19 protein-coding genes are annotated in these 20,740 nt (G+C 72.5%); 13 read left to right on the top strand and 6 right to left on the bottom strand.

What is annotated here, in order from left to right:
- Nucleotides 1-187 precede the first annotated feature (187 nt).
- The 10 genes from ABD223_RS35050 to ABD223_RS35095 all read left to right on the top strand — a co-directional run bounded on the left by ABD223_RS35050 (nucleotide 188) and on the right by ABD223_RS35095 (nucleotide 9,340).
- Nucleotides 188-1,384: a helix-turn-helix domain-containing protein gene (locus ABD223_RS35050; protein ID WP_344041035.1), complete on the top strand. Its 1,197-nt coding sequence runs from the start codon at nucleotides 188-190 to the stop codon at nucleotides 1,382-1,384.
- A gap of 143 nt (nucleotides 1,385-1,527) precedes the next feature.
- On the top strand, nucleotides 1,528-1,893 hold the full coding sequence (locus tag ABD223_RS35055) for a helix-turn-helix domain-containing protein (RefSeq protein WP_344041036.1): 366 nt from the start codon (nucleotides 1,528-1,530) through the stop codon (nucleotides 1,891-1,893).
- 49 nt (nucleotides 1,894-1,942) lie between these two features.
- Nucleotides 1,943-2,602, top strand: a complete 660-nt coding sequence (locus tag ABD223_RS35060) for a hypothetical protein (protein ID WP_344041037.1) — start codon at nucleotides 1,943-1,945, stop codon at nucleotides 2,600-2,602.
- Nucleotides 2,603-3,188: 586 nt separating this feature from the next.
- The gene (locus ABD223_RS35065) at nucleotides 3,189-4,430 is read left to right on the top strand and encodes an ATP-binding protein (protein WP_344041038.1); all 1,242 of its coding nucleotides are present in this window, start codon (nucleotides 3,189-3,191) and stop codon (nucleotides 4,428-4,430) included.
- Nucleotides 4,427-4,825 (top strand): roadblock/LC7 domain-containing protein, encoded by a 399-nt coding sequence (locus tag ABD223_RS35070; RefSeq protein ID WP_344041039.1) that lies wholly within the window; start codon nucleotides 4,427-4,429, stop codon nucleotides 4,823-4,825. The genes ABD223_RS35065 and ABD223_RS35070 overlap by 4 nt, the downstream gene beginning before the upstream one ends.
- Complete coding sequence (locus ABD223_RS35075) at nucleotides 4,822-5,175, top strand: DUF742 domain-containing protein (RefSeq protein WP_344041040.1); 354 nt, start codon at nucleotides 4,822-4,824, stop codon at nucleotides 5,173-5,175. Before ABD223_RS35070 ends, ABD223_RS35075 begins: the two co-directional genes overlap by 4 nt.
- On the top strand, nucleotides 5,153-5,749 hold the full coding sequence (locus ABD223_RS35080; RefSeq protein WP_344041041.1) for a GTP-binding protein: 597 nt from the start codon (nucleotides 5,153-5,155) through the stop codon (nucleotides 5,747-5,749). Before ABD223_RS35075 ends, ABD223_RS35080 begins: the two co-directional genes overlap by 23 nt.
- Nucleotides 5,746-7,122 (top strand): cytochrome P450, encoded by a 1,377-nt coding sequence (locus ABD223_RS35085; protein ID WP_344041042.1) that lies wholly within the window; start codon nucleotides 5,746-5,748, stop codon nucleotides 7,120-7,122. Before ABD223_RS35080 ends, ABD223_RS35085 begins: the two co-directional genes overlap by 4 nt.
- Nucleotides 7,119-8,219: a cytochrome P450 family protein gene (locus ABD223_RS35090; RefSeq protein WP_344041043.1), complete on the top strand. Its 1,101-nt coding sequence runs from the start codon at nucleotides 7,119-7,121 to the stop codon at nucleotides 8,217-8,219. The genes ABD223_RS35085 and ABD223_RS35090 overlap by 4 nt, the downstream gene beginning before the upstream one ends.
- An 83-nt stretch (nucleotides 8,220-8,302) precedes the next feature.
- Complete coding sequence (locus ABD223_RS35095; protein ID WP_344041044.1) at nucleotides 8,303-9,340, top strand: MerR family transcriptional regulator; 1,038 nt, start codon at nucleotides 8,303-8,305, stop codon at nucleotides 9,338-9,340.
- An 83-nt stretch (nucleotides 9,341-9,423) separates the two neighbouring features.
- On the opposite strand, the gene ABD223_RS35100 is transcribed toward ABD223_RS35095, so the two are convergent.
- Together ABD223_RS35100 and ABD223_RS35105 are read right to left on the bottom strand one after the other, a co-directional pair.
- The gene (locus tag ABD223_RS35100) at nucleotides 9,424-10,293 is read right to left on the bottom strand and encodes an AraC family transcriptional regulator (RefSeq protein WP_344041045.1); all 870 of its coding nucleotides are present in this window, start codon (nucleotides 10,291-10,293) and stop codon (nucleotides 9,424-9,426) included.
- A 141-nt stretch (nucleotides 10,294-10,434) separates the two neighbouring features.
- Nucleotides 10,435-11,376: a Leg1-related protein gene (locus ABD223_RS35105; RefSeq protein ID WP_344041046.1), complete on the bottom strand. Its 942-nt coding sequence runs from the start codon at nucleotides 11,374-11,376 to the stop codon at nucleotides 10,435-10,437.
- A gap of 224 nt (nucleotides 11,377-11,600) precedes the next feature.
- On the opposite strand from ABD223_RS35105, the gene ABD223_RS35110 reads away from it, so the two are divergent.
- On the top strand, nucleotides 11,601-12,755 hold the full coding sequence (locus ABD223_RS35110; protein ID WP_344041047.1) for an oxygenase MpaB family protein: 1,155 nt from the start codon (nucleotides 11,601-11,603) through the stop codon (nucleotides 12,753-12,755).
- 20 nt (nucleotides 12,756-12,775) lie between these two features.
- Here the strand turns inward: ABD223_RS35110 and ABD223_RS35115 are convergent, their stop codons facing one another.
- Nucleotides 12,776-13,501 (bottom strand): MBL fold metallo-hydrolase, encoded by a 726-nt coding sequence (locus tag ABD223_RS35115; RefSeq protein ID WP_344041048.1) that lies wholly within the window; start codon nucleotides 13,499-13,501, stop codon nucleotides 12,776-12,778.
- 111 nt (nucleotides 13,502-13,612) lie between these two features.
- On the opposite strand from ABD223_RS35115, the gene ABD223_RS35120 reads away from it, so the two are divergent.
- Both ABD223_RS35120 and ABD223_RS35125 read left to right on the top strand, forming a co-directional pair.
- The gene (locus ABD223_RS35120) at nucleotides 13,613-14,173 is read left to right on the top strand and encodes a TetR/AcrR family transcriptional regulator (RefSeq protein WP_344041049.1); all 561 of its coding nucleotides are present in this window, start codon (nucleotides 13,613-13,615) and stop codon (nucleotides 14,171-14,173) included.
- A 209-nt stretch (nucleotides 14,174-14,382) separates the two neighbouring features.
- Nucleotides 14,383-14,811, top strand: a complete 429-nt coding sequence (locus tag ABD223_RS35125) for a hypothetical protein (protein ID WP_344041050.1) — start codon at nucleotides 14,383-14,385, stop codon at nucleotides 14,809-14,811.
- Between the two features lie 91 nt (nucleotides 14,812-14,902).
- On the opposite strand, the gene ABD223_RS35130 is transcribed toward ABD223_RS35125, so the two are convergent.
- The 3 genes from ABD223_RS35130 to ABD223_RS35140 all read right to left on the bottom strand — a co-directional run bounded on the left by ABD223_RS35130 (nucleotide 14,903) and on the right by ABD223_RS35140 (nucleotide 20,720).
- Nucleotides 14,903-17,077: an MMPL family transporter gene (locus tag ABD223_RS35130; RefSeq protein ID WP_344041051.1), complete on the bottom strand. Its 2,175-nt coding sequence runs from the start codon at nucleotides 17,075-17,077 to the stop codon at nucleotides 14,903-14,905.
- 68 nt (nucleotides 17,078-17,145) lie between these two features.
- Nucleotides 17,146-19,389, bottom strand: coding sequence for an SDR family NAD(P)-dependent oxidoreductase (locus ABD223_RS35135; protein WP_344041052.1), 2,244 nt, complete (start codon nucleotides 19,387-19,389; stop codon nucleotides 17,146-17,148).
- Entirely contained in the window at nucleotides 19,386-20,720 is a 1,335-nt protein-coding gene (locus ABD223_RS35140) for a cytochrome P450 (RefSeq protein WP_344041053.1), read from the bottom strand. The genes ABD223_RS35135 and ABD223_RS35140 overlap by 4 nt, the downstream gene beginning before the upstream one ends.
- Nucleotides 20,721-20,740: the final 20 nt, after the last annotated feature.

Consider the following 20,740-nt stretch of genomic DNA (forward strand, 5'->3'; position numbering starts at 1 on the left):
ATCCCGGGCTCGTACCCGGTGACGCTCCCCGGCAACTGGTCGGCCTCGCACTCGCGCTGTTCGCGACCCCGCTCGTCAGCATCGCCACCACCTCCGCGCTCCCCTGCCAGGACGGAAACCAATGTCCAACCAGCCGAAACCGCCGGGTACCTTGGTGTAGGCCCGCACCACGGCAGGAGGTCACCCGATGTACGAGGACGACTCGAAGAGCATCGGCCGTCGAGTGCGCGAAATTCGGAGTTGGCGCAGCCTGACCGTGACCGAGGCAGCCGAATTGGCAGGCATGACGACCGCATACCTCAGCATGATCGAACGGGGACGGCGACCCGTGACGAAGAGGTCTGTGCTCGAAAACCTGGCCCGAGCGTTGCGGGTCTCTCCCGCCGAACTCACGGGCAAGCCGTACACGCCTTCGGACGCGCCGTCCGCTGAAGCACGCGCCGGAATGCCCGCCGTCGAGGACATGCTCACCGGTTGGCAGGTCGGTGAAGTTCCGAGTGCGCTCGGTCGACCCTGGGGTGAGGTTCGCGCCGATGTCAAGCGGCTCAACCTGGTGCTGCGCCCGAAGGCCGAGTACGCGGAGCAAGCGAGCCTGTTGCCGGTGTTGATTCGCGACCTGCTTGCCGCCTCAGCGGTGGCCGAACACCGAAAAGACGCGCTCATCGGATTGATGAGCGCCTACAAGGCGGCCGCCTACTTGGCCCATGACCTCGGGGTCGCCGGCCTCCCGGTCCTGGCCGCAGAGCGGATGCGCCGCGTCGCAGAGGAGCTGGAAGACCCGGTATGGGTTTCCTACTCCGCCTACCAGCGCGCCCAACTGCTCAGTGGCGCCAACCGCGCCCGCCAGTACGAGTTGGCGGTGCAGGTGGCAGACATGACCGACTCTCGCGCGGAGGTTCGCGGTCTGGCCCACCTGACTGCCGCACTCGCTTCAGCAGCCTTGGGCAACGGTGAGTCGGCGCAGGACCACTTGACTGAAGCCACGCAGCTCGCGAACGCGTTGGACGAAGACGTGAGCCCCTGGATGCAGACGAATTTCGGCAGGACCAACGTTGACATCTGGAAAGTGTCAATTGGACTTGAGCTGGGTCAGGGTGGTCGAGTTGCCGAAATCGCCGAGGGGGTCAACCCGGCAGGCGTTTCAGCTTCACGTCAGGCTGCTTTTTGGATCGACTACGGCCGCAGCCTGCTGGGTGAACGGAGAACCCAAGGGAGCGGCTTGGAGGCACTGCTCGTAGCGGAACGCTTGGCACCTCAGAAAGTGCGGAACAACTTCTTCGCGCGCGAGGCGGTGTCGAACCTCCTCGTCAAGGCTCGCCGAGATGCGGGCAGCCGAGAGTTGCGAGGGCTTGCCTACCGCATGCGTGTCGCACCGATCGGGTGATCCTGGAGCAGCCTTAACACGCTGTTAAAAGCTGACAGCGGAGCACCCTACCGTTTGCAAGGCGGGTGGGGGCTATCACGGCTCCGACGGTGGCAGCGCTACTGCGCAGCATCCCCCTCCCGGCGGGGCAACAGCGCGGCCCGATGGCCGTGCACCGCCGCAATCCGCTGACCCAACGGCGAGGAGGGGGCGTTGTGGAACCTTCGTTGTACAGCATTCGACTTCGCAAGGAAGAGCTGGACCAGGCACGCAAGGCTGCCGGTTTGCGATCCGATTACGCCTTGGCCAGGGCGATCGGGGTGATCCGGTCCACGGTCACCAGGGTGTTCGCGGGCGAATTGCAACCGAGTGGGGCGTTCATCGCCGGCGTGGTCGCGGTGTTCGCCCGGTTCGACCGCTACTTCGAGGTGGTGCGCGGGCAGACCGAGGTGGTGGTGCCCGGCGTCGACAGCGGCAGAGCGCCGCAGGGGGACGTCGACGATGTCGGCCGTGCCCGAAGAGCCGCCTGATCACATCCGCCACCTGAAGAAGCTCTCATCGACGGAGACGGCAGCACCGATGTCACCACCACTGACGGCGCACGTCGCGGAACGCCCCGGCAGCGCGGGGACGGCCAGGCCACGCCTCATCGTCCCCTACATCGCCATGTGGAGCGGGGAAACGACGGAGGAGGAGCCACGACTCGTGGTGCTCCCGAGCAGGACCGGCATCGGCTATGCGGACGAGATCCTCGGTGACCGCGACAGCCGGGGCGTCCTCTGGGACCGCGCCACCCTCGACCCCGGCCACGGCACACCCCGGTTCGCCCAAATCCACGTCCACCGCCAACGCCGCGCCATGCGCAAACTCCTGTGCCAGGTCTGCGCCGGCCCCGCCGACCGCGACGACGACGGCACCCTCTGGCTCATCCCCGACCGCACCCAACCCTGGCCGAACTGGCCAGAGGGGATGGCCGTCGCCGAACCACCGATCTGCCGACCCTGCGCGCACCTGGCGACTCGCGCCTGCCCCGCACTGCGCGCAGAGGGGCACTTCGTCATCCGCGCACGCGAACACCCCATCCACGGAGTCGACGGAACCCACTACCGCCCAGGCCCGCACTCCCCCGTCCCCGTCACCAGCCAACCGGTCGCCTTCGACGACCCCGCCATCCGCTGGGTCCTCGCCTCGAAACTCGTGCGCACCCTCCACGACTGCACGATCGCCACGGACCTCTGACGAGGAGTCACCCCGACGACGGCGCCGCGCAAGGGTGTGCGTGGCGACCGAATCCACCAGCACCGCCCTGCCACCGGTTGTCGTCCGGCCCGCCTAGCCACCGGCCGGGCAACACCGGCGAACACCTGTGAATAAGGTCTCCCGAACGCGGGCGAATTCACACCGGCAGCCAATCGAACGGGCCACACCGAGGTCGACACCGAGGTCAACGCCCAGGCTCACACCAAGGCCGACCAGGTAGAACGACCATTCGGCGTTCAGTTCGAACGCGAAGTCACCGGACACCGCTTTCCGGAACGCCTCACCGCCATTCCACCGGCCGCAACTCCGCCACCAGGCACAACAGCCGGTTGCGGAGAACCGAAGGCCCGTATCAACACCCGGCCGACGGCTTCGGCAGCACTCCCGCCAGAAATGTCCACAGTGGACATATGGTATTGCTATTCCGGGCAGTTGCTCCATCAGGGGGAGACTGCCTCAACCACTTGGCGTCCGATGAAGTCCCGTGATAAAGATCAGGGCCTGCTGACGCACCGGTATCCGGCAGCCCGCACCAGAGGAATTGATGGATCAACAAAGACTCACGATGGCGTTCTGGTTCCTGCTCGCCATCGTGCTGATCGCCGTGTTTCTGCTGGTACGCCAGCGACGCGCCACCCGTGCGCTGCTGGTCCGGGCCGAGAGGGCCGAGGCCCTGGCGCGGGTCCGGGCCGAGGAGGAGCGGCACCTGGTCGAGGCCCGGCTGCCCGCCCTGGCGGAGTCGCTGGGCCACCGGCCCGTCGAGGTGCCCGGCCCGAAGCACCCGGAGGCGGCCGGGGACCACGAGCGGGTGCTCGCGCTGTTCGCCGACTCCGTGCGGCAGGCGACCGCGCGGGGCGAGCAGTCGGCCCGCGCCACGCTCAAGGCGATGATGCGCGCGGTGCAGAGCCTGGCCAACGAGCAGCAGGTCGCGATCTCGGCCATGCAGGACCGGCACGACGACCCGGACGTGCTCGCCGGCCTGATGCGGATCGACCACATGAACTCCCAGCTCAACCGGCGGGCCCAGGCCACGGCGGTGCTCTGCGGGTCGTGGCCCGGGCAGCAGCGGTCGGCGTCGGCGCTGACCGACGTGGTGCGCGGGGCCACCTCGCGCATCCGGGACTACCTGCGGATCAACGTCCCGGCCGAGTCCGACGTGGCGGTGGTCAGCCGCGCGGTGGAGCCGGTCGTGCTGGCCGTGGCCGAGCTGCTCGACAACGGGGCCCGGCACTCGCCGCCCAGCACCGGCGTGGAGGTCAACTTCCAGCAGGCGCACAACGGCATGGTCGTGATGGTCGACGACGGCGGTGTCGGCATGACCGTCGAGGAGCTGCGCCGCGCGGCGCGGCTGCTGGCCGGGGACGGCGCCAGCGACATCAACCGGCTCGGCGACCCGCCGCAGGTCGGTTTCGCGGTCATCGGCGTGCTGGCCAAGCGCTACGGCTTCCGCGTCTCCGTGGACACGCGCTCGCCGTACGGCGGTGTGCGCGCGGTCGTGTTCCTGCCGACCGAGCTGCTCACCCACGTCAGCCGGCCCACCATGCCCGACAACGCCGTCGCGCTGCCGCCCGAGCAGCGGCCGCCCGCCAGCGGCGACGACGACAACGCGGAGCCCGAGCGCACCCCCGGCGGCCTGCCCCGGCGACGGCGGACGCGCACCGCCGACCAGGGCGCGCCGCCGCCCCCCGCCGGGACCGCACCGCCCACCCAGCGGATCGCGACCGGGCTGGCCGCCTGGAAGCGCGGTACCGACTCGGGCCGGGCCACCACCCCGCCGCCTGTCGCTGAAGGGAACACCCAGGCATGAACAACTTGGGCTGGATGCTCGACGACGCACTGAAGATGCCGGAGACGCGCCACGCCGTCCTGCTGTCGGCCGACGGGCTGCTGATGGCGCACTCCGCCGGCATCGACCGGGACGACGCGGAGCGGCACGCCGCCGCGATGTCCGCCCTCCAGTCGCTGGCCCGCGCCACGGCCGAGTTCTGCGGGCAGACCAGCGCGGAGTGGCAGCAGACGGTCAGCGAGTTCACCAACGGCTACGTCTTCCTGGCCGCCGCCGGGCCGGGCGCGTACCTGGCCGTGTCGGCGACCGCGGGCGTGGACATGGAGGCGGTCTCCTTCCGGATCCACGAGCTGGTCCAGCGGTTGGGCAAGGAACTGACCAGCCCGCCGCGGCAGGACACCGGCAGCCCGTCGTGAGCGGCGACAGGCGCTCGCGGGGGCTCGTGCGGCCGTACGTGGTGACCGGCGGCCGGGCCCACGCCAGCCGCAACACCTTCGACGCGGTCACGGTCGTGATCGCCACCCGCGAACAGGTCGCCGGCCTGTCGCCGGAGAAGAAGCGGCTGATGGAGCTGTGCCGGGGCGGTGCGCTGTCGGTGGCCGAGATCGCCGCGCACCTCTCGCTGCCGATCAGCGTCACCAAGGTGCTGCTGTCCGACCTGGTCGACAGCGGCCACATCGCCACGCACGCCGCGGTCTCGCACTCCGCCCTCCCCGACATGAAGCTGCTGAAGGACGTGCTCGATGGCCTCCGCGCTCGCCTCTGACGGCGTCTACCTGCGCGACACCGTGCGGACGGCGGTGAAACTGCTGGTCGTGGGACCCTTCGCGGTCGGCAAGACCACCTTCGTCGGCACCCTCTCGGAGATCCGCCCGCTGCGCACCGAGGAGACGATGACGCAGGCCGGCGCCCTCGTCGACGACCTCGCCGGCGTGAGCGGCAAGAGCACCACCACGGTGGCCCTGGACTTCGGCCGCCTGACGCTCACCGACGAGCTGGTGCTCTACCTGTTCGGCGCGCCCGGCCAGCAGCGGTTCACGCAGGTCTGGAAGGACATCGCCCACGGCGCGCTCGGCGCGCTCGTGCTCACCGACACCCGCCGCCTCGAACAGTCCTTCGAGGTCATGAGCCTGCTGGAGGAGCTGGGCATCCCGTACGCCGTGGCGGTCAACTCCTTCGACGGCGCGCCCGCGTTCCCCGGCGAGGAGCTGCGGGACGCGCTGGACCTGCTCCCCGAAACGCCGCTGGTGCTCTGCGACGCCCGCGACGCGACCTCGTCCACGCAGGCGCTCATCACCCTCGTCGAGCACCTGCTCACCCGCAACCAGGAGAACGCGTGACCTCGCAAGCCGCCCCCGGGCAGGCCTGTCCCGCACACCGCGGCCGGATGCCGCTGCACGGCCCCGAGTTCGCCACCGACCCCGCCGCGACCTACCGGGCGTTGCGCGAGCACGGGCCGGTCGCCCCGGTCGAGCTGGCGCCCGGCGTGCCCGCCACCCTCGTCGTGGGCTACGCCGCCGCGCTGGACGTCCTGCGCAATTCCACCGCGTTCCCGCGCGACCCGCGGCGGTGGCAGGCGAAGATGCCGGCGGACTGCCCGGTGCTGCCGATGATGATGTACCGGCCGAACTGCCTGTTCACCGACGGCGCCCAGCACGCGCGGCTGCGCGCCGTGGTCACCGACAGCCTCGCCCGGGTCGACCCGAACGCGCTGCGCGGCCAGGTCGAGCAGACCGCGGACCAGCTGATCTCCCGCTTCGCCGGCAACGGCGAGGCCGACTTGCTCGGCGAGTACGCGAAGCTGCTGCCGCTGATGATGTTCAACCACCTCTACGGCTGCCCGCCGCAGCTGGGCGACCGGCTGGTCGTCGCCATGCGCAACGCCTTCGACATGGTCGAGCCGGAGAAGGCCAACGCCGAGCTGACGGAGTGCATGCTGGAGCTGGTCGCGCTCAAGCGGCAGCGGCCCGGCCAGGACATGCCCTCGTGGATGATGGCCCACCCGGCCCGGCTGACCGACGAGGAGCTGATCCACCAGCTCGTGCTGCTCATGGGCGCGGGCACCGAGCCCGAGCAGAACCTGATCGCCAACGGCATCCGGCTGCTGCTGGCCGACGACCGGTTCGCGGGCGACCTCTCCGGCGGCAGCCTGCCGGTCGAGGAGGCGCTCGACGAGGTGCTGTGGACCGACCCGCCCATGGCGAACTACTCGGCGAGCTACCCGGTCGAGGACACCGACTTCGCCGGTGTCCGGCTGCCCGCCGCCGAACCGGTGGTGATCAGCTTCGCCGCCGCCAACAACGACCCCGCGCTGGGCGAGCAGCAGCGCTCGGGCAACCGGGCCCACCTCGCCTGGAGCGCGGGCGTCCACTCGTGCCCGGCCCAGCAGCCGGCCCGCCTGATCGCGTCCGTGGCGATGGAGAAGATCCTCGACGCCCTGCCCGACATGCGCCTGGCCGTGCCCGTCGACGACCTGGTCTGGCGACCCGGCCCGTTCCACCGCGCGCTCACCGCGCTCCCCGTGCGTTTCACCCCGGTAGCCGTGCCCGTCCAACCCGACGAGTCACCTGGAGAAACCCGTTGGAACGTACAGCCGACCCCATCGCCCTCGACCCCTCCGGCCGTGACGTCCACGCCGAGTCCGCAGCCGTCGCCGCACGCGGACCGGCGACCCTGGTTGAGCTACCTGGCCAGGTTGTTGCGTGGTCGGTGACCAGCCAGGACCTCCTGCGCGAGCTGCTCGGCGACCCCCGGGTCTCGAAGGACGCCAGGCAGCACTGGCCCGCGTACGGCAGCGGCCGGATCGCCGAGGACTGGCCGCTGCACCTGTGGGTGTCGGTGCAGAACATGTTCACCGCGTACGGGACCGACCACCGCCGCCTCCGCACGCTGGTGTCCAAGGCGTTCACGGCGCGGCGGGTGACGGCGATGCGGCCGTCGATCGAGCGGATCACCGCCGGGCTGCTGGACGAGCTGGACGAGCTGGGCGCGGCGGAGCAGCCGGTGGACCTGCGGGAGAGGTTCGCCTACCCGATCCCGATCGCGGTGATCTGCCGGTTGTTCGGCGTGCCGGACGACGCGCGGGCGAGGTTGCGGAGGGTCGTCGACGGCGTATTCGACACCACGGTCACCGCCGAGGCGGCCCAGGCGAACGCCGTGCAGCTGTACGGGATCATGCACGAGCTGGTCGCGGCGAAGCGGGAGGACCCCGGTGACGACCTGACCAGCGGCCTGATCGCGGTGCGCGAGGACGACGGGTCGAGGCTGGAGGAGGCCGAACTCGTCGACACCCTGATCCTGGTGATCTCGGCGGGCTACGAGACCACGGTGAACCTGCTGGACCAGGCGATCACGGCCCTGCTGACCCACCCGGAGCAGCTGGCGGCGGTCCGGGCCGGGACGAGCGGCTGGGCGGACGTGATCGAGGAGACCCTGCGCTGGCAGGCCCCGATCGCGAACCTGCCGCTGCGGTACGCCGTGGAGGACCTCGACGTCGGCGACGGCGTCGTCATCCGCAAGGGCGAGGCGATCCTCGCGGCCTACGCGGCGGCGGGCCGGGACAGGTCGGTCCACGGCGGGACGGCCGACGAGTTCGACGTGACCAGGGCCGACAAGTCCCACCTGGCCTTCGGCCACGGCGTCCACTACTGCCTGGGCGCGCCCCTGGCCCGCTTGGAGGCGGAGGTCGCCCTGCCGGCCCTGTTCGCCAGGTTCCCGGGGATGGAGCTGGCCGTGGCGCCGCACGAGCTGAGGCCGGGCCACTCCTTCATCTCCAACGGCCACGAGTCCCTGCCGGTGAAGCTGAAGTAGCCGTTCGCCGCCCCGGCGCGAGCGCTCGCGCCGGGGTCCGGGGGCTTGCGTCTCAAGCCGCATGAGACCCCATAGTGGGCGCCATGCACGACAACCAGCTGTACCCGATCGGGGACGTGGCGCGCCGCACCGGGTTGAGCGTGAGCGCCGTCAGGTTCTACGCCGACACCGGCGTCATCCCGCCCACCGGCCACACCGACGCCGGGTACCGGCTCTACGACGTCGACGCCATCGCGCGGCTGGAGCTGGTGCGCACGCTGCGCGAACTGGGCGCGAGCCTGGACGACGTCCGCCGGCTGCTGGCCGACGAGACGAGCCTGCACGACCTGGCGACGACCCACCTCGCGCTCGTCGAGCGCCAGATGCGCCACCTGCGCGCCCGCCGGGCCGTCCTGCGGACCATCGTGAACCAGAACACCGCGACCGGGAAGGTTTCCCTCATGCACGACCTCGTCTCCCTGTCCGACGACGACCGCGACCGGCTCCTCGACCGGTTCTGGGACGAGGTCACCGAGGGCCTCACCGTCCACCCGGCCTTCGCCGAGAGCCTGCACCGGATGCGGCCCTACCTGCCGGAGGAACCCACCACCGAGCAGCTCCAGGCCTGGATCGAGCTGGCCGACCTGGTGCAGGACGGCGAGTTCCGCCGCTCGGTCCGCGAGTACTTCCACAACGCCTTCTCCTCACCCAGGGCGCTCGACGTGACCGCACCGCGGATCATGGAGCTGGTCGAACGGCACCGGTTGCTCGAAGTGGAGGCCTGGGAAGCGCAGCGGGCCGGGTCGCCCCCGGACTCGCCGCAGGCGCGGGAGATCGCCGAACGCCTGGTGGCGTCGGTCGCCGAGCTCATCGCCGGGGTCGCCGGGCAGCCGCTCGACGAGGACGGCCTCGCCGAGCTGAGGCACTCCATGGCGTTCCCCGACCCGACCAGCGCGTCCCACCAGCACGCCGAACGCGCCGTGGCCGGGTTCACCGACCTGCTGGACACCTACACGTCGCTGATGGCCACCATCAACGGGACGCCGCAGCCGGATCCGCAGGAGGCGGCGGAGAGCGAGCGGTGGGTGGCCGCCGCCCTCATCTCGGCCGGCGCCCTCCACGAGCCCGCACCGGACCGCTGACGTGCCGCCTGCCCGGCCTTGCGGGTGGGGCAGGCGGGACCGCCGATGAGCGGTCCCGCCACCCCCGGTTCCCCGGGGGTTCGTCAGGCCGGTTCGACCGGCAGCCACAGCTCGCAGGTCGCGGTGCTGAAGTCGTCCGCCCGCTCCAGGACCGCGACGATCGAGGGCCCCGGCCGCAGGCGCCACGGGTTGGAGGGGAACCACTCGGTCGCGGTGGCGGCCCAGGCCGTTTGCAGGGCCTGCGGGTAGGGCCCGGAGGTGCGGAAGACCGCCCACGTGCCCGCCCGCGCCTCGACGGCGTCGAGGTCGTCGGGGGTCGGCGTGTCACCGGAGACGGCGACGCCGTGCAGGTAGGTCAGCTCGCTGCCCTCGGTGGCGTCGGGGTCGAGGTCGTCGCAGACCTGCAACAGGCCTTCCGGTTCGACCTGGCCGAGGGCCTTGAGCCGGGCGTGCTCCTCCGGCGGCAGGGAGCTGATGTGCCGCTGGATGTGCGGGTTGACGCCGTGGTGGATGAGCGGGACGCGGGCGGCGTGGCCGATGAGCCGGAACGCGGGGCGGGTGGCCAGGCGGGTGTCCATGGGGGTGCTCCCTTCGACGGTCAGGCGGAACCTGACGTGCGGTTGTGCGCGAAGGGGGCCTCCGTCGCGGCGGACGTCACCGGGGCTCGCGCCGTGCACGGCCCGGAACGCGCGGCCGAACGCCTCGGTCGAGCCGTAGCCGTACCGGACCGCGATGCCGAGCAGGTCGTCCCGGCCGCGGACGACGTCGGCGGCGGCGACGGTCATGCGGCGCCGTCGCACGTACTCCGACAGCGGCATGCCCGCCAGCGACGAGAACATCCGGCGCAGGTGGTACTCGGTGGTGCCGAGCGCCTTGGCCAGCCCGTCGACGTCGACCTCCTCGCCGAGGTGTTCCTCGACCAGGTCGACCAGCCGGTTGAGTGCCGAGATCACGAAGGCCTCCTTTCGACGTCAACCCTGGCCGGTCGCACCCCGGCCGCGCCCGATCGTCGCGGACCGGTCCGATCGGTCGACCTCATGTCGAGGTGAGGGCGATCCCGTGGCAGGCCGGCCAGGTGGACCGGCCGGGCGCGGTCAGGGGCGCAGCAGGTACCCGAGCAGCTTGCGGAGCTCGGCGGCGTTGCCCGGCTGCGGGTCGAAGACCGCGTCGAGCAGCGGCAACACCTGGTCGCGGGCTTCGCGGGTGCGCATGACCCGCTTCCACAGCGCCAGGTTGAGGCGGTAGCGCCACCTCGGGGTGGCGGCCAGCCCGATGACGTTGACGACGTTGCGGCGGGTCTTGGCGGGCAGCGCGTCCACGTCCTCGGGCGTGGCGAGCAGCCACTCGGGCAGCACGTCGAGGCCGTGCGCGGTCATGGAGCCGAAGTCGGTCGGCCAGGCCGCCGCCCACAGGTAGTCGACCATCCGGCACCAGCCGCGCAGGAACGCGATCTCCAGTTCGGGCCAGGGCCCGGCGTCGAGGTCGGCGAGCGCGCCGGCCACCACGTCCAGGCAGGTCTTGTGCGCTTTCCACAGGGCGAGGCGCACCGGTTCCGAGTCGGCCGACCCGCTCCCGCCCACCAGGTCGAAGTAGGCGCGCCAGTCGGCCACCGCCTCGACGAACTCCTCGGGCACGACCCCGCCGGTCACGTACCGGAACCGGGACCGGGTCGGCGGGTCGGCGATCGGCAGGTCGGGCACCACTCCGGAGGCGGCGGCCGCCAACCACGGGATGACGCTGAGCGCGTAGTTGCCGTAGCCCCACGGGGCGTCGGGGTCGATCCGGCCGTCCCGCCGGCCGCCGGGGTGGAGCCGGCCCGTGCGGAACTGCCACTGGTGCTGGAACATCAACCCCCACAACGGGTTGTCGCGGTTGTCCGCGCCGAACCGGTTGGCGGGGTTGGTGCTGCCGATCAGCACCCGGTACGCGGCCATCCGCTGCTCGAAGCGGAACGGGTCGAACACGCCCTCCAGGTCTTCGGCCGTCGTCCAGGTCGCGTACAGGTCCAGGGCCGCGAGCTCCTCGGGGTGGGCCATGACCGGAATTCTCCGCACGGCCCACGCCCGGTGTCCACCAGGACCGGTCGAACGGCCATACAGTTCACCCTTCAGGCTTTGACTTCGCTCGTTGGAAGTCCTTTTTATGCGGTTCACCTACTTTGAGTAGGCATTGCGCCTAGCGCTTCACCGGAACGTGTTCTGGCGTACCCGGTGCACGAGGAGTGAGGTGGTGATCACCCCCCGAGCGAAGGGCCACCCCGGTGATCGACAAAGCTTCCTTCGAGGCACTGAAGTTCCAGGGCGACCCGCTCGCCGACGCCGTGATCGCCGAGCTGGTGTCCACCGGCCGGGTCGGCGCGGTCAACGGGGTGCTGGAGCACTTCCGCACCAACGACCAGCCCATCCCGGAGCAGCTGCCGGACTCGGTGCGGCGGTTCCTGGTCGCCACCGACGACCCGCCGGCGTGGGTGGACCCCGACCTGGTGGCCCGGGCCTACGAGTTCTTCGTCGACGACGGCGTGCACGTGGCGGCGGTGCTCTCGTTCGGCGCGATGGTCAACTGCTACGCCCAGCCCCGCCCCTCCCGGGCGCTCAGCCTCACCCACGGCCTGGCCCAGCCCCACCGGAGGCTGTCGGAGACCTCGCAGTTCGTCATGAACATGATGGGCCGCGACGCCTTCGGCTCGGGCGGGTCGTTCGTGCCCACCATCCAGAAGACCCGCCTGATCCACGCCGCCGTGCGCCACTTCCTCAGCAGCTCCGGCCGCTGGGACACCGCCGCCGACGGCGTCCCGATCTGCCAGCAGGACATGGTCGGCGCGCTGCTGATCTTCTCCGTCCAGGTGATCGAGGGCATGCGCCGCATCGGCATCTCGGTCACCGACGCCGAGGCCGCCGACTACTACTACGTCTGGCGCGTGGCGGGGGCCATGCTCGGCATCCCCGTCGAGGCCCTGCCCGAGTCCGTCGAGGACGCGTGCGAGCTCAGCGCGACGCTGGTCGAAACCTCTTACGGCCCGTCCAGCGAGGGCGTGGCGCTCACCCGCCACCTGCTCGACCTGTACGAGGAGCTGTTCCCCGGCAAGGCCTTCGACGGCATCGTGGCCGCGGTGGTGCGGCAGGTCGTCAACCCCGAGGTGGCCGACTGGATGCAGGTGCCCGACTCGCGCGGCTGGGGCCGGGTGGTGAACGCGGGCACCCGGTTGATGCGCGCGCTGGAGCGCTCCGAGGACACCAGCGCCCTGGCCACCACCATCCTCGACCGGGCGGGCTCGCTGCTGCTCGGCGGCAGCGTCCGCAACCTGACCAACGGCCAGTCCACCACCCTCACCATCCCCGACGACCTCCGCGAGCGCTGGGAGGCCGCGGGGCGCTCACCGCTGCCCGGCGTGGAGCCCGCCGCCACGACGACGTGAGCCAGGGGGCGACCACCGGCTCACCGGGCCGCGGTGCCGGCGGTCGCCCTGATCAGGCGGACCGCTTCGTCGACCCCGCCGGCCCAGGGCGCGCCGTGGCCGGGGACCAGCAGCTTCGCCCGGAGGTGGGCCAGGCGGTCCAGGGAGGCGAGGGCCTGCTCCGGGTCATCGGTGAACGGGGCGGGCTGGGGGCCGCGCCGCCCGGTCAGGACGTGGCGGGTGGTGAGGGCGTCGCCCGCGAAGACGGCGTCGGCGACGGGCACGTGGACGGCGATGCTGCCGGGCGAGTGGCCGGGCATGTCGATGACGCGCGGCGAGCCGGGGAGGTCGAGCACGTCGCCGTCCGCCACCTCGGTCACCTCGGTGAGGTAGGTGGTGCGCAGGCCGCCCTTGCGCGCCGAGTACCCGAGGAAGCGGGCCGCCGCGCCGAGCTTCACGCCGCCCCACTCGGGCTTGGTCTTCACCTCGCCGCGCGACCGGGCGGCGTCGGCGCCGTGGACGTGGACGGGGACGCCGTGGTCGCGGCGGAGGCGTTCGGCGAAGCCGAGGTGGTCGCTGTCGCCGTGGGTGAGGACGACGCCGCGGACGTCGTCGACGGACCGGCCCAGCGCGGCCAGTTCGGCGGTCAGCTCGCGCCAGTGGCCGGAGAGCCCGGCGTCGATGACGGTGACGCCCTCGTCGGTCACGACGAGGTGGACCGCGACGATGTCGTTGCCGATGCGGTGCAGGTGGTTGCCGATCTTCACGTTTGCGCCTTCCCTTCGGGCCCGGGTGTTGATGGCTACGGTACATAGCCATCATGGCTATGGTCCATAGCTATGATGGACGCGACACCACCGCCGACCCGAGGAGGACGGATGCCCACCCCCGAACGGACCTCGCTCGCGGACATCGTCGGGGCGGCCCGCGCCATCGTGGAGGAGGAAGGGCTCGCGAGCCTGACCATGCAGGCGGTCGCCGTGCGCGTCGGCGTGCGGGCCCCGTCGCTCTACAAGCGGGTGCGCAACCGCGACGACCTCGTCCGGCTGGTCACCGAGGCCACCGTCCGCGACCTGGGCGAGCAGCTCGGCCCGGTGTCCACCGGCGGGGACGCCCGCGAGGACCTGGGTCGGCTGTGCCGGGCGTTCCGGGCGTTCGCCCACGCCCACCCGGCCGGCTACCACCTGGTCTTCGCCGCCGGACCGGCGGGGAGCAGGCCGGACGTCGACTCGCTCGCCGCGGCGGCGGCCCCCGCCCTGCGGGTCGCCGCGGACCTGGCCGGGCCCGACGAGGCGCTGGAGGCGGCGCGGATGATCACGGCCTGGGCGCACGGCTTCGTCAGCATGGAGCTGGCCGGGGCGTTCAACCTGGGCGGCGACGTCGAACGCGCCTTCGAGTACGGGATCGCCCGGCTCGCGGACGCGCTGACGAGGGCGTGAACCGGGCGTTCGGGCCGGCGCCGCCTCGGAGCCGTCGCGCCGGACCCACCGAACAGTCCATTGTAGACAATGCAAACCCCATGCCACAGAAGGCTCCGGTTGGCAAGCCCACCGAACTGTGACGGCCGACGCGCCCGGACGGCGGTAGGCGCGCCGGTGCGCGCTCGACAGACTCAAGAGGTCCAGACCAATCTTGTAGTGGAGGCACCGTGCGGAGTTCCACCAACCGCGAGCGCACCTTCCGGACCCTCGCCGCAGCGGCCGCGGCCGTCGGCGCGCTCACCGCCGTGGCGGGTCCGGCGGCCGCGGCCACCGGCACGACCACCGAGTTCCAGGCGAGCGCCGGCTGCGTCACCACGGACATCCACCTCGACCCGGCGGCCAGGGAGGCCGGCTGGACGGTCGACTGCGCCGACCGCCGGTACGTGTTCGCGGACATCACCGTGTTCGCCGGCGGCGTGGCGCACAGCAACCCGCAGGAGGCGAGGTGGGTCGACGCCGGGGACACCTGGCAGGACCTCAACGTCTACCCGCAGACCACGCCGGCGATCGACCACCTCTGCGTGCACCTGGTGAGCTACGTGGACCCGACCAACCCGTTCGAGCAGCCGCAGGTCATCGGGCACTCCTGCATCTGACCGGGTGACCGGCTGACCACCCGTCCGGGTGAGTCGACCCGCGGTCGTCCCGGTGTGCCCCACCGGGACGGCCGCGGCACGCGGCGACTCGTCAGCGCGGCACCGGGTCCCGCTCCACCGGAGCCCTCCCGGCGGTGGCCGTGGACGCCGCCGGGACTTCGCCCTCCCGGATGCCGAAGCGCGCGTGCAGCGCGCGCAGCGGCTTGGGAGCCCACCAGTTGGCGCGGCCGGCCAGCTTCATCGCGGCGGGCACGACGAGCGCCCGCACGATCGTCGCGTCCACCACCACCGCGATGAACATGCCCACGCCGATGAGCTTGATGAAGGTGATTCCGGACAGCGAGAACGCGGCCACCACGATGACGAACAGCAGGGCCGCGTTGGTTATCAGGCCACCGGTGCTGCTCAGCCCGCGGGCGACGGCCTCCTCGTTGTCCCCGGTCACCTCGTAGTGCTCGCGCACCCGGGACAGCAGGAACACCTCGTAGTCCATCGACAGGCCGAAGATGATCGCGAACACCAGGATCGGCATCGACGGCTCGATCATGCCCGTGGGGGTGAAGCCCAGCAGGCCCGACAGGTGGCCGTCCTGGAAGATCCACACGAGCGCGCCGAACGTGGCCGACAGCGACAGCAGGTTGACCACGATCGCCTTGACCGGCAGCAGCACCGACCCGAACGCGAGGAAGAGCAGCACGAACGTGACCAGGACGATGATCAGCGCCATCCACGGCAGCCGGTCGCGCAGGTCGTCGAGCTGGTCGACGAGCTCGGCGGTCGCACCGCCCACCAGCACGGTCGCGCCGGGTGGCGGCGAGAGGCCGCGGATGTCGGTCACGATCGCCCGCGCCTCGGCGGACATCCGGTCCACCGGGTAGGTGACGGTGATGCGGGCGGTGGAGCCCTGAGCCCCGGTGACGACGGCATCGGCCACGTTGGGCAGCCGGTCGATCCGCGTGGCGAACCCGGCGGCGGCCTCCTCCTGGACGTCCCGGAGGACGACCGTGACGGGGTTCGTCGCGTTGTCGGGGAAACGCGTGCTCAACGCCTCGGACACCTCGCGCGTCTCGGTGCCGGCGGGCAGCATCCGGGCGTCGATGCCGCCCCACGACGCGTGCAGGAACGGCAGCCCCAGCGCCACCACCAGCGCGACGGGCGCGAGCAGGAACAGCGCCGGGCGGCGCATCACGGCCCGCGCCAGGCGCGCCCAGCCGGTGCGCTCCCGGTCGCGGCGGCGGACCAGCCACTTCGGCGCGCCCGCGTTCACCCTGGGCCCGAGCACGCCGAGCAGGGCGGGCAGCACGGTGAGCGCGGCCACGAGGTCGACCAGCACGGTGGCGACACCGCCGAAGCCCATCGACCGCAGGAACGTCTGCGGGAAGATCAGCAGGGTCATCAGGGACACCGCGACGGTCACGCCGGACACGGCCACGGTGCGGCCGGCGGTGGCGACGGTCCTGGCCACGGCGTCCTCGGTGGTGCCGCCGCGGGCCAGTTCCTCGCGGAAGCGCACCAGCATGAACAGCCCGTAGTCGATCGCGAGGCCGAGGCCGAGCAGCGTGGTGATGTTGATCGAGTAGATCGAGACGTCGGTGACCAGGGTCAGCAGGTGCAGCACGGCGAACGAGCCGAAGATCGCCACCGCGCCGATGGCCAGCGACAGGCTCGCGGCGACGACGCTGCCGAAGATGACGACCATGAACACCAGCAGGACCGGCGTCGCGATGCCCTCGGCGATGCCGATGTCCTTCTTGACCTGGTCGGAGATGAGCTTCTGGGTGACGACCTGGCCGCCGACGCGCGTGGTCAGGCCCTCGGCGACGGCCTTCTCCCGGACCACGGGCAGGTGCACGCGCCGGGCCTTCTCGTCCGCGCCCTCCAGCTGGAGCACGACGTAGGTCGACCTGCGGTCCGCGCTGACGAACCGGGGCGAACCGGTGTCGAAGTAGCCGCGCGCCGACAGCACCCGGTCGGCGGGCAGCGACGCGAGCGCCGCGGTGACGGCGGCGCGGTAGGCCGGGTCGTCGACGGTGCGGTCCGCGGACTCGTAGAGCACGACGACGTCCGAGTCCTGGCGCCCGAGGTCGGCGGCCTCGGCCTCGCCGGACAGCACGCTCTCGCTGCCCGGCACCTCGAAACCGCTGGACGAGCTGAGGGACCCGAAGACGCCCAACCCCCAGACGACGGACGCGACCAGGGCCACCGCGGAGCCGGCCAGGACCGCCCTGCGATGGCGGTGGACGAAGCGTCCCCATGCGTCGAACATCCCTGCCCCCTCTGCTGCGACACCGCCGGACGGCGGTGTTCCGGATGACCCTCGGTCGGGGTGCGCGGTCATGCCGGCACCCAGCGCGATCCCGACACGCTGATCAGGGGAACGCCCCCGTCCCCCGTCACCAGGTAGTCGTCGCCGGACGCGGTCACGTCACGCGCCGCCGCGCCGGGACCCTCCCCGTGCAGGTCGAGCCGGTCCGCCCGCCACCGCGCGGCGCCCTCGCGCGCGCGGGACACCGCCAGCGCCGCTTCCAGGTGGCCTACCGGGAGCCGGAACTCCGGCGGGTCGGTGCGCACGACCAGGTCGGCCGGCCGGGACGGGCGCACGGACGTCGTCCACCCGCCGTCGCCCGCCCGCCACGGACCGACGTCCACCGCGTAGGGCCGCCACCGGTACCCCGCCGCGGACCGCCGGGGGCTCGCCGCCGGAGCGGGCGACCACCGGGGCTCCGGCCGCGGGCCGAACACGACCACGGCGCCGGCGACCGGCTGCCCGGCGCGCAGCAGCTCCACCCGGACGCGCCACCGGTCGGACGTCCCGACGACCCGCGCCCGCCTGCCCAGCACGCACGACCCATGCGGCACGGCGAGCCCGGCCGGCCACGCCCACAGGTCCTCCGCGGCCGCGACCGCGACCGGACCGATCGGCGGCGCCAGCCACTCCGCGCCCGCCAGCAGGTACTCCAGCGCCACCGACACCGGCACGCCGGGCGCGCCGCCCGTGCGCACGTCGTCGAGGAACGCCGCCCAGCCCGCGCCCAGCCGGTGCGCGGTGTCGAACAGCCGGCCGGGCTCGTGGGCCGTCACGGTCCCCAGCAGGAACCGCCGGGTGAGCAGGGACGCGCGGTTCTCCCAGTCCGACGGCACGACGAGGCCGGCGAGCTGCCCCGGCGTCACCGCGCCGATGTCGGAGAGGAACCCGATCTCGCCGCTGCCCGCGCGCGTCAGCTCCGAGCGCCACGCCGCGAGGCCCGCCTCCACCGAAATCGGCCGCATGTACCGCGCCGCCGCCTCCAGGTTGGTGATCAGCCCCAGGCCGTCCCACGTGGGCCAGGACAGCGACTTCACCGGGTACGGCAGCCGGTGCCCCGCCCACATGGCGAGCCGGGCGAGCCCCTCGTTGGCCGCGGCGTAGTCGACCTGGCCGACCATGCCGCCGTAGCGGCCGGTGAGCGAGCCGACCGCGCACAGGGCCTTCAGCGGCCGGTCCCCCAGCGCGGCGAGCACGTGGGAGAACCCGTCGACCTTCACCGCGATGACGTCGAGCACCTGCTCCGGCGTCTTGTTGGCCAGCCTGGTCGGCGCGTCGACGCCGGCGTTGTGCACCACGAACGCCAGCCGCGGCCCGGCCGACGCCACGAGCGCGGACACGCTCGCCGCGTCGGTCACGTCGCACACCTCGTAGCGCACCCGGGCGCCGACCGCGCGGGCCCTGGCCAGGTTGGCGACGACCTCTCGCGTCTCGCGCATCCGCCGGACCCGGGCCCGCACGACGGGCAGCGGGTCGGCGCGGTCCCGGTAGGCGGCCTTCACCAGCTCCTCGAAACGCCCGTCGTCGGCCGCGGCCCAGCCCTCCTCCGGGCCGGGCAGCGCACCGCGACCGCTGACCACCACCTCGCAGCCGGTGCGCCGGGCGACGTCGAGGGCGAACTCGAACCCGATGCCGCGCCCGCCGCCGGTGATCAGCAGCACGTCGGTGGGCGCGACGGCGATCTCCGCACCGTCGGCGTCGGCGGCGCGCGGCAGGATCGTCCACCGCCGGTCGCCGCGCACGCCGACCTCCAGCGGACCGTCGGCGAGCAGTTCCGCGACCAGCGCCTCGCCGGGGTCGCCCACCGGTCCGAGGTCCACCACCCGCACCGCGCACACCGGGAACTCCCGGGGCAGCGTCTTCGCCAGCCCCGCCCACGCCCCGGACAGCGGCAGCGCGTCCGGGTGGTCGGCCAGCCCCATCGTGCCGCCCAGCGACGTGACCGCGAGGTACCGCAGCCTGCCCGCGACCGCTTCGCCCGCCCAGTCGCCGTAGACCGCGCGCAGCGCCTCGACGGTCCGCCGCATCGCGGTCCGCCAGTCCTCGCCGCCGGTGCCGCACAGCGCCAGGTCGACGACGACGTCCACCGGGGCCCCGGCGTCGTCCCGGACCTCGCCGCCGAGGGCCCGCACCGCGTCCGCCACGCTCGCGCGCAGCGCCGCCGTGCCGTTGAGCACCAGCGCGGTCCTCCCGGTCAGCGCGCCCGGCGGCGGCGGGTCGAGGCGGCCCAGGGGGTGCGGCGACAACGCCTGCCGCACCAGTCCCCCCGTCACGCGCCCACCGGTTCGCGCAGGCGCAGGCGCACGCGCACGCCCTGCCGCGGCCGCAGCGAGATCATCGACTGGCCGTACGTCAGGAACCGGCCGGGCACCGCCTCCACCCGGAACCGCCGCAGCACCATCGCGACGATGACCCTCAGCTCCAGCAGCGCCATCTCCTTGCCCACGCACAGCCTCGCGCCGCCCCCGAACGGGAAGTAGGTCAGCTTGGCGCGCTCCCGGCCTGCGCCGCCCGCGAACCGGCGCGGGTCGAACGCCTCCGGGTTCTCCCACACGTCCGGGTCGCGGTGGGTGACCAGCGGCGAGAGCAGGATCGACGAGCCGCCGGGTATGTCGTGGCCGCCCACCACGTCGTCGTCCACCGCGTCGCGCGGGAACGTCCAGATCGGCGGGTACAGGCGCAGCGCCTCGTCGATGGCGTGCCCGGTGCCCTCCAGGCCGGGCAGGTCCCCCGCGACGGGCACGCGGTCGCCCAGGACCCGGCCCACCTCGGCCACCAGCTCCTCCTCGACGTGGCGGTGGTTGGCGATGGCCCACAGCGCCCAGCACGCGGAGGTCGCGGTCGTCTCGTGGCCTGCCAGGTAGACGGTGAGCAGCTCGTCGCGGACCTCGCGGTCGGTCCACCCGGCCCGCTCGACGAGCTCGACGAGCCTGCCGCCGCCGGTGCGGGCGTGGTTGGCCCGGATGTCGTCGATCAGGGAGGTGAAGAACCGGTCGACCCGCCGGACCCGCTGGTTGCGGGCGGTCGGGACCCAGCCGGGCAGGTGCTCGGAGAGCAAGCCGTGCGGGAACATCAGCTCCATGCACGCGTCGCCGATCCGCTTCATCGCGGGCACGGCCTCGGCGGGGTCGTAGCCGAACAGCGACCGGCTCAGCGTGACCAGGGTCAGCCTCAGCATCTCGTCGAGCAGGTCGACCGGCTCGCCCTCGCGCGCCTTGACCTCCCAGCGGTCGAGCATCTCCCCTGTCGCCTCGACCACGCTCGGCACGATCGCGTTCACCACGCCGCCGTGGAACGCGGGCTGCACCACGCGGCGGTGCGACTTCCACACCGGGCCGTCCGTGGTCAGCAGGCCCTCGCCCATCACCAGCTTGAACTGCTCGTAGAGCTTGCCGCGCACGTAGTTGCGGTTGTTCTCCACCAGCACCCGGTGCACCGCCGCCGGGTCGGTGACCAGGTGCATCAGGTACGGGCCGATCCGGAGCCGCACGACACCGCCGTGGTCGCGGCGCAGGCCGAGCAGGAACTCCGCGGGCGCGGCGCGCCACTGGGGCAGGTTGCCCAGCAGCGGCAGGCCGCGCGGCCCCGGTGCGATGGTGCTCATGGGTACTCCTCCACGGGCTC

Origin of the sequence: Saccharothrix xinjiangensis (assembly GCF_039527585.1) — a bacterium.
GTDB classification, from domain to species: Bacteria; Actinomycetota; Actinomycetes; order Mycobacteriales; family Pseudonocardiaceae; genus Actinosynnema; species Actinosynnema xinjiangensis.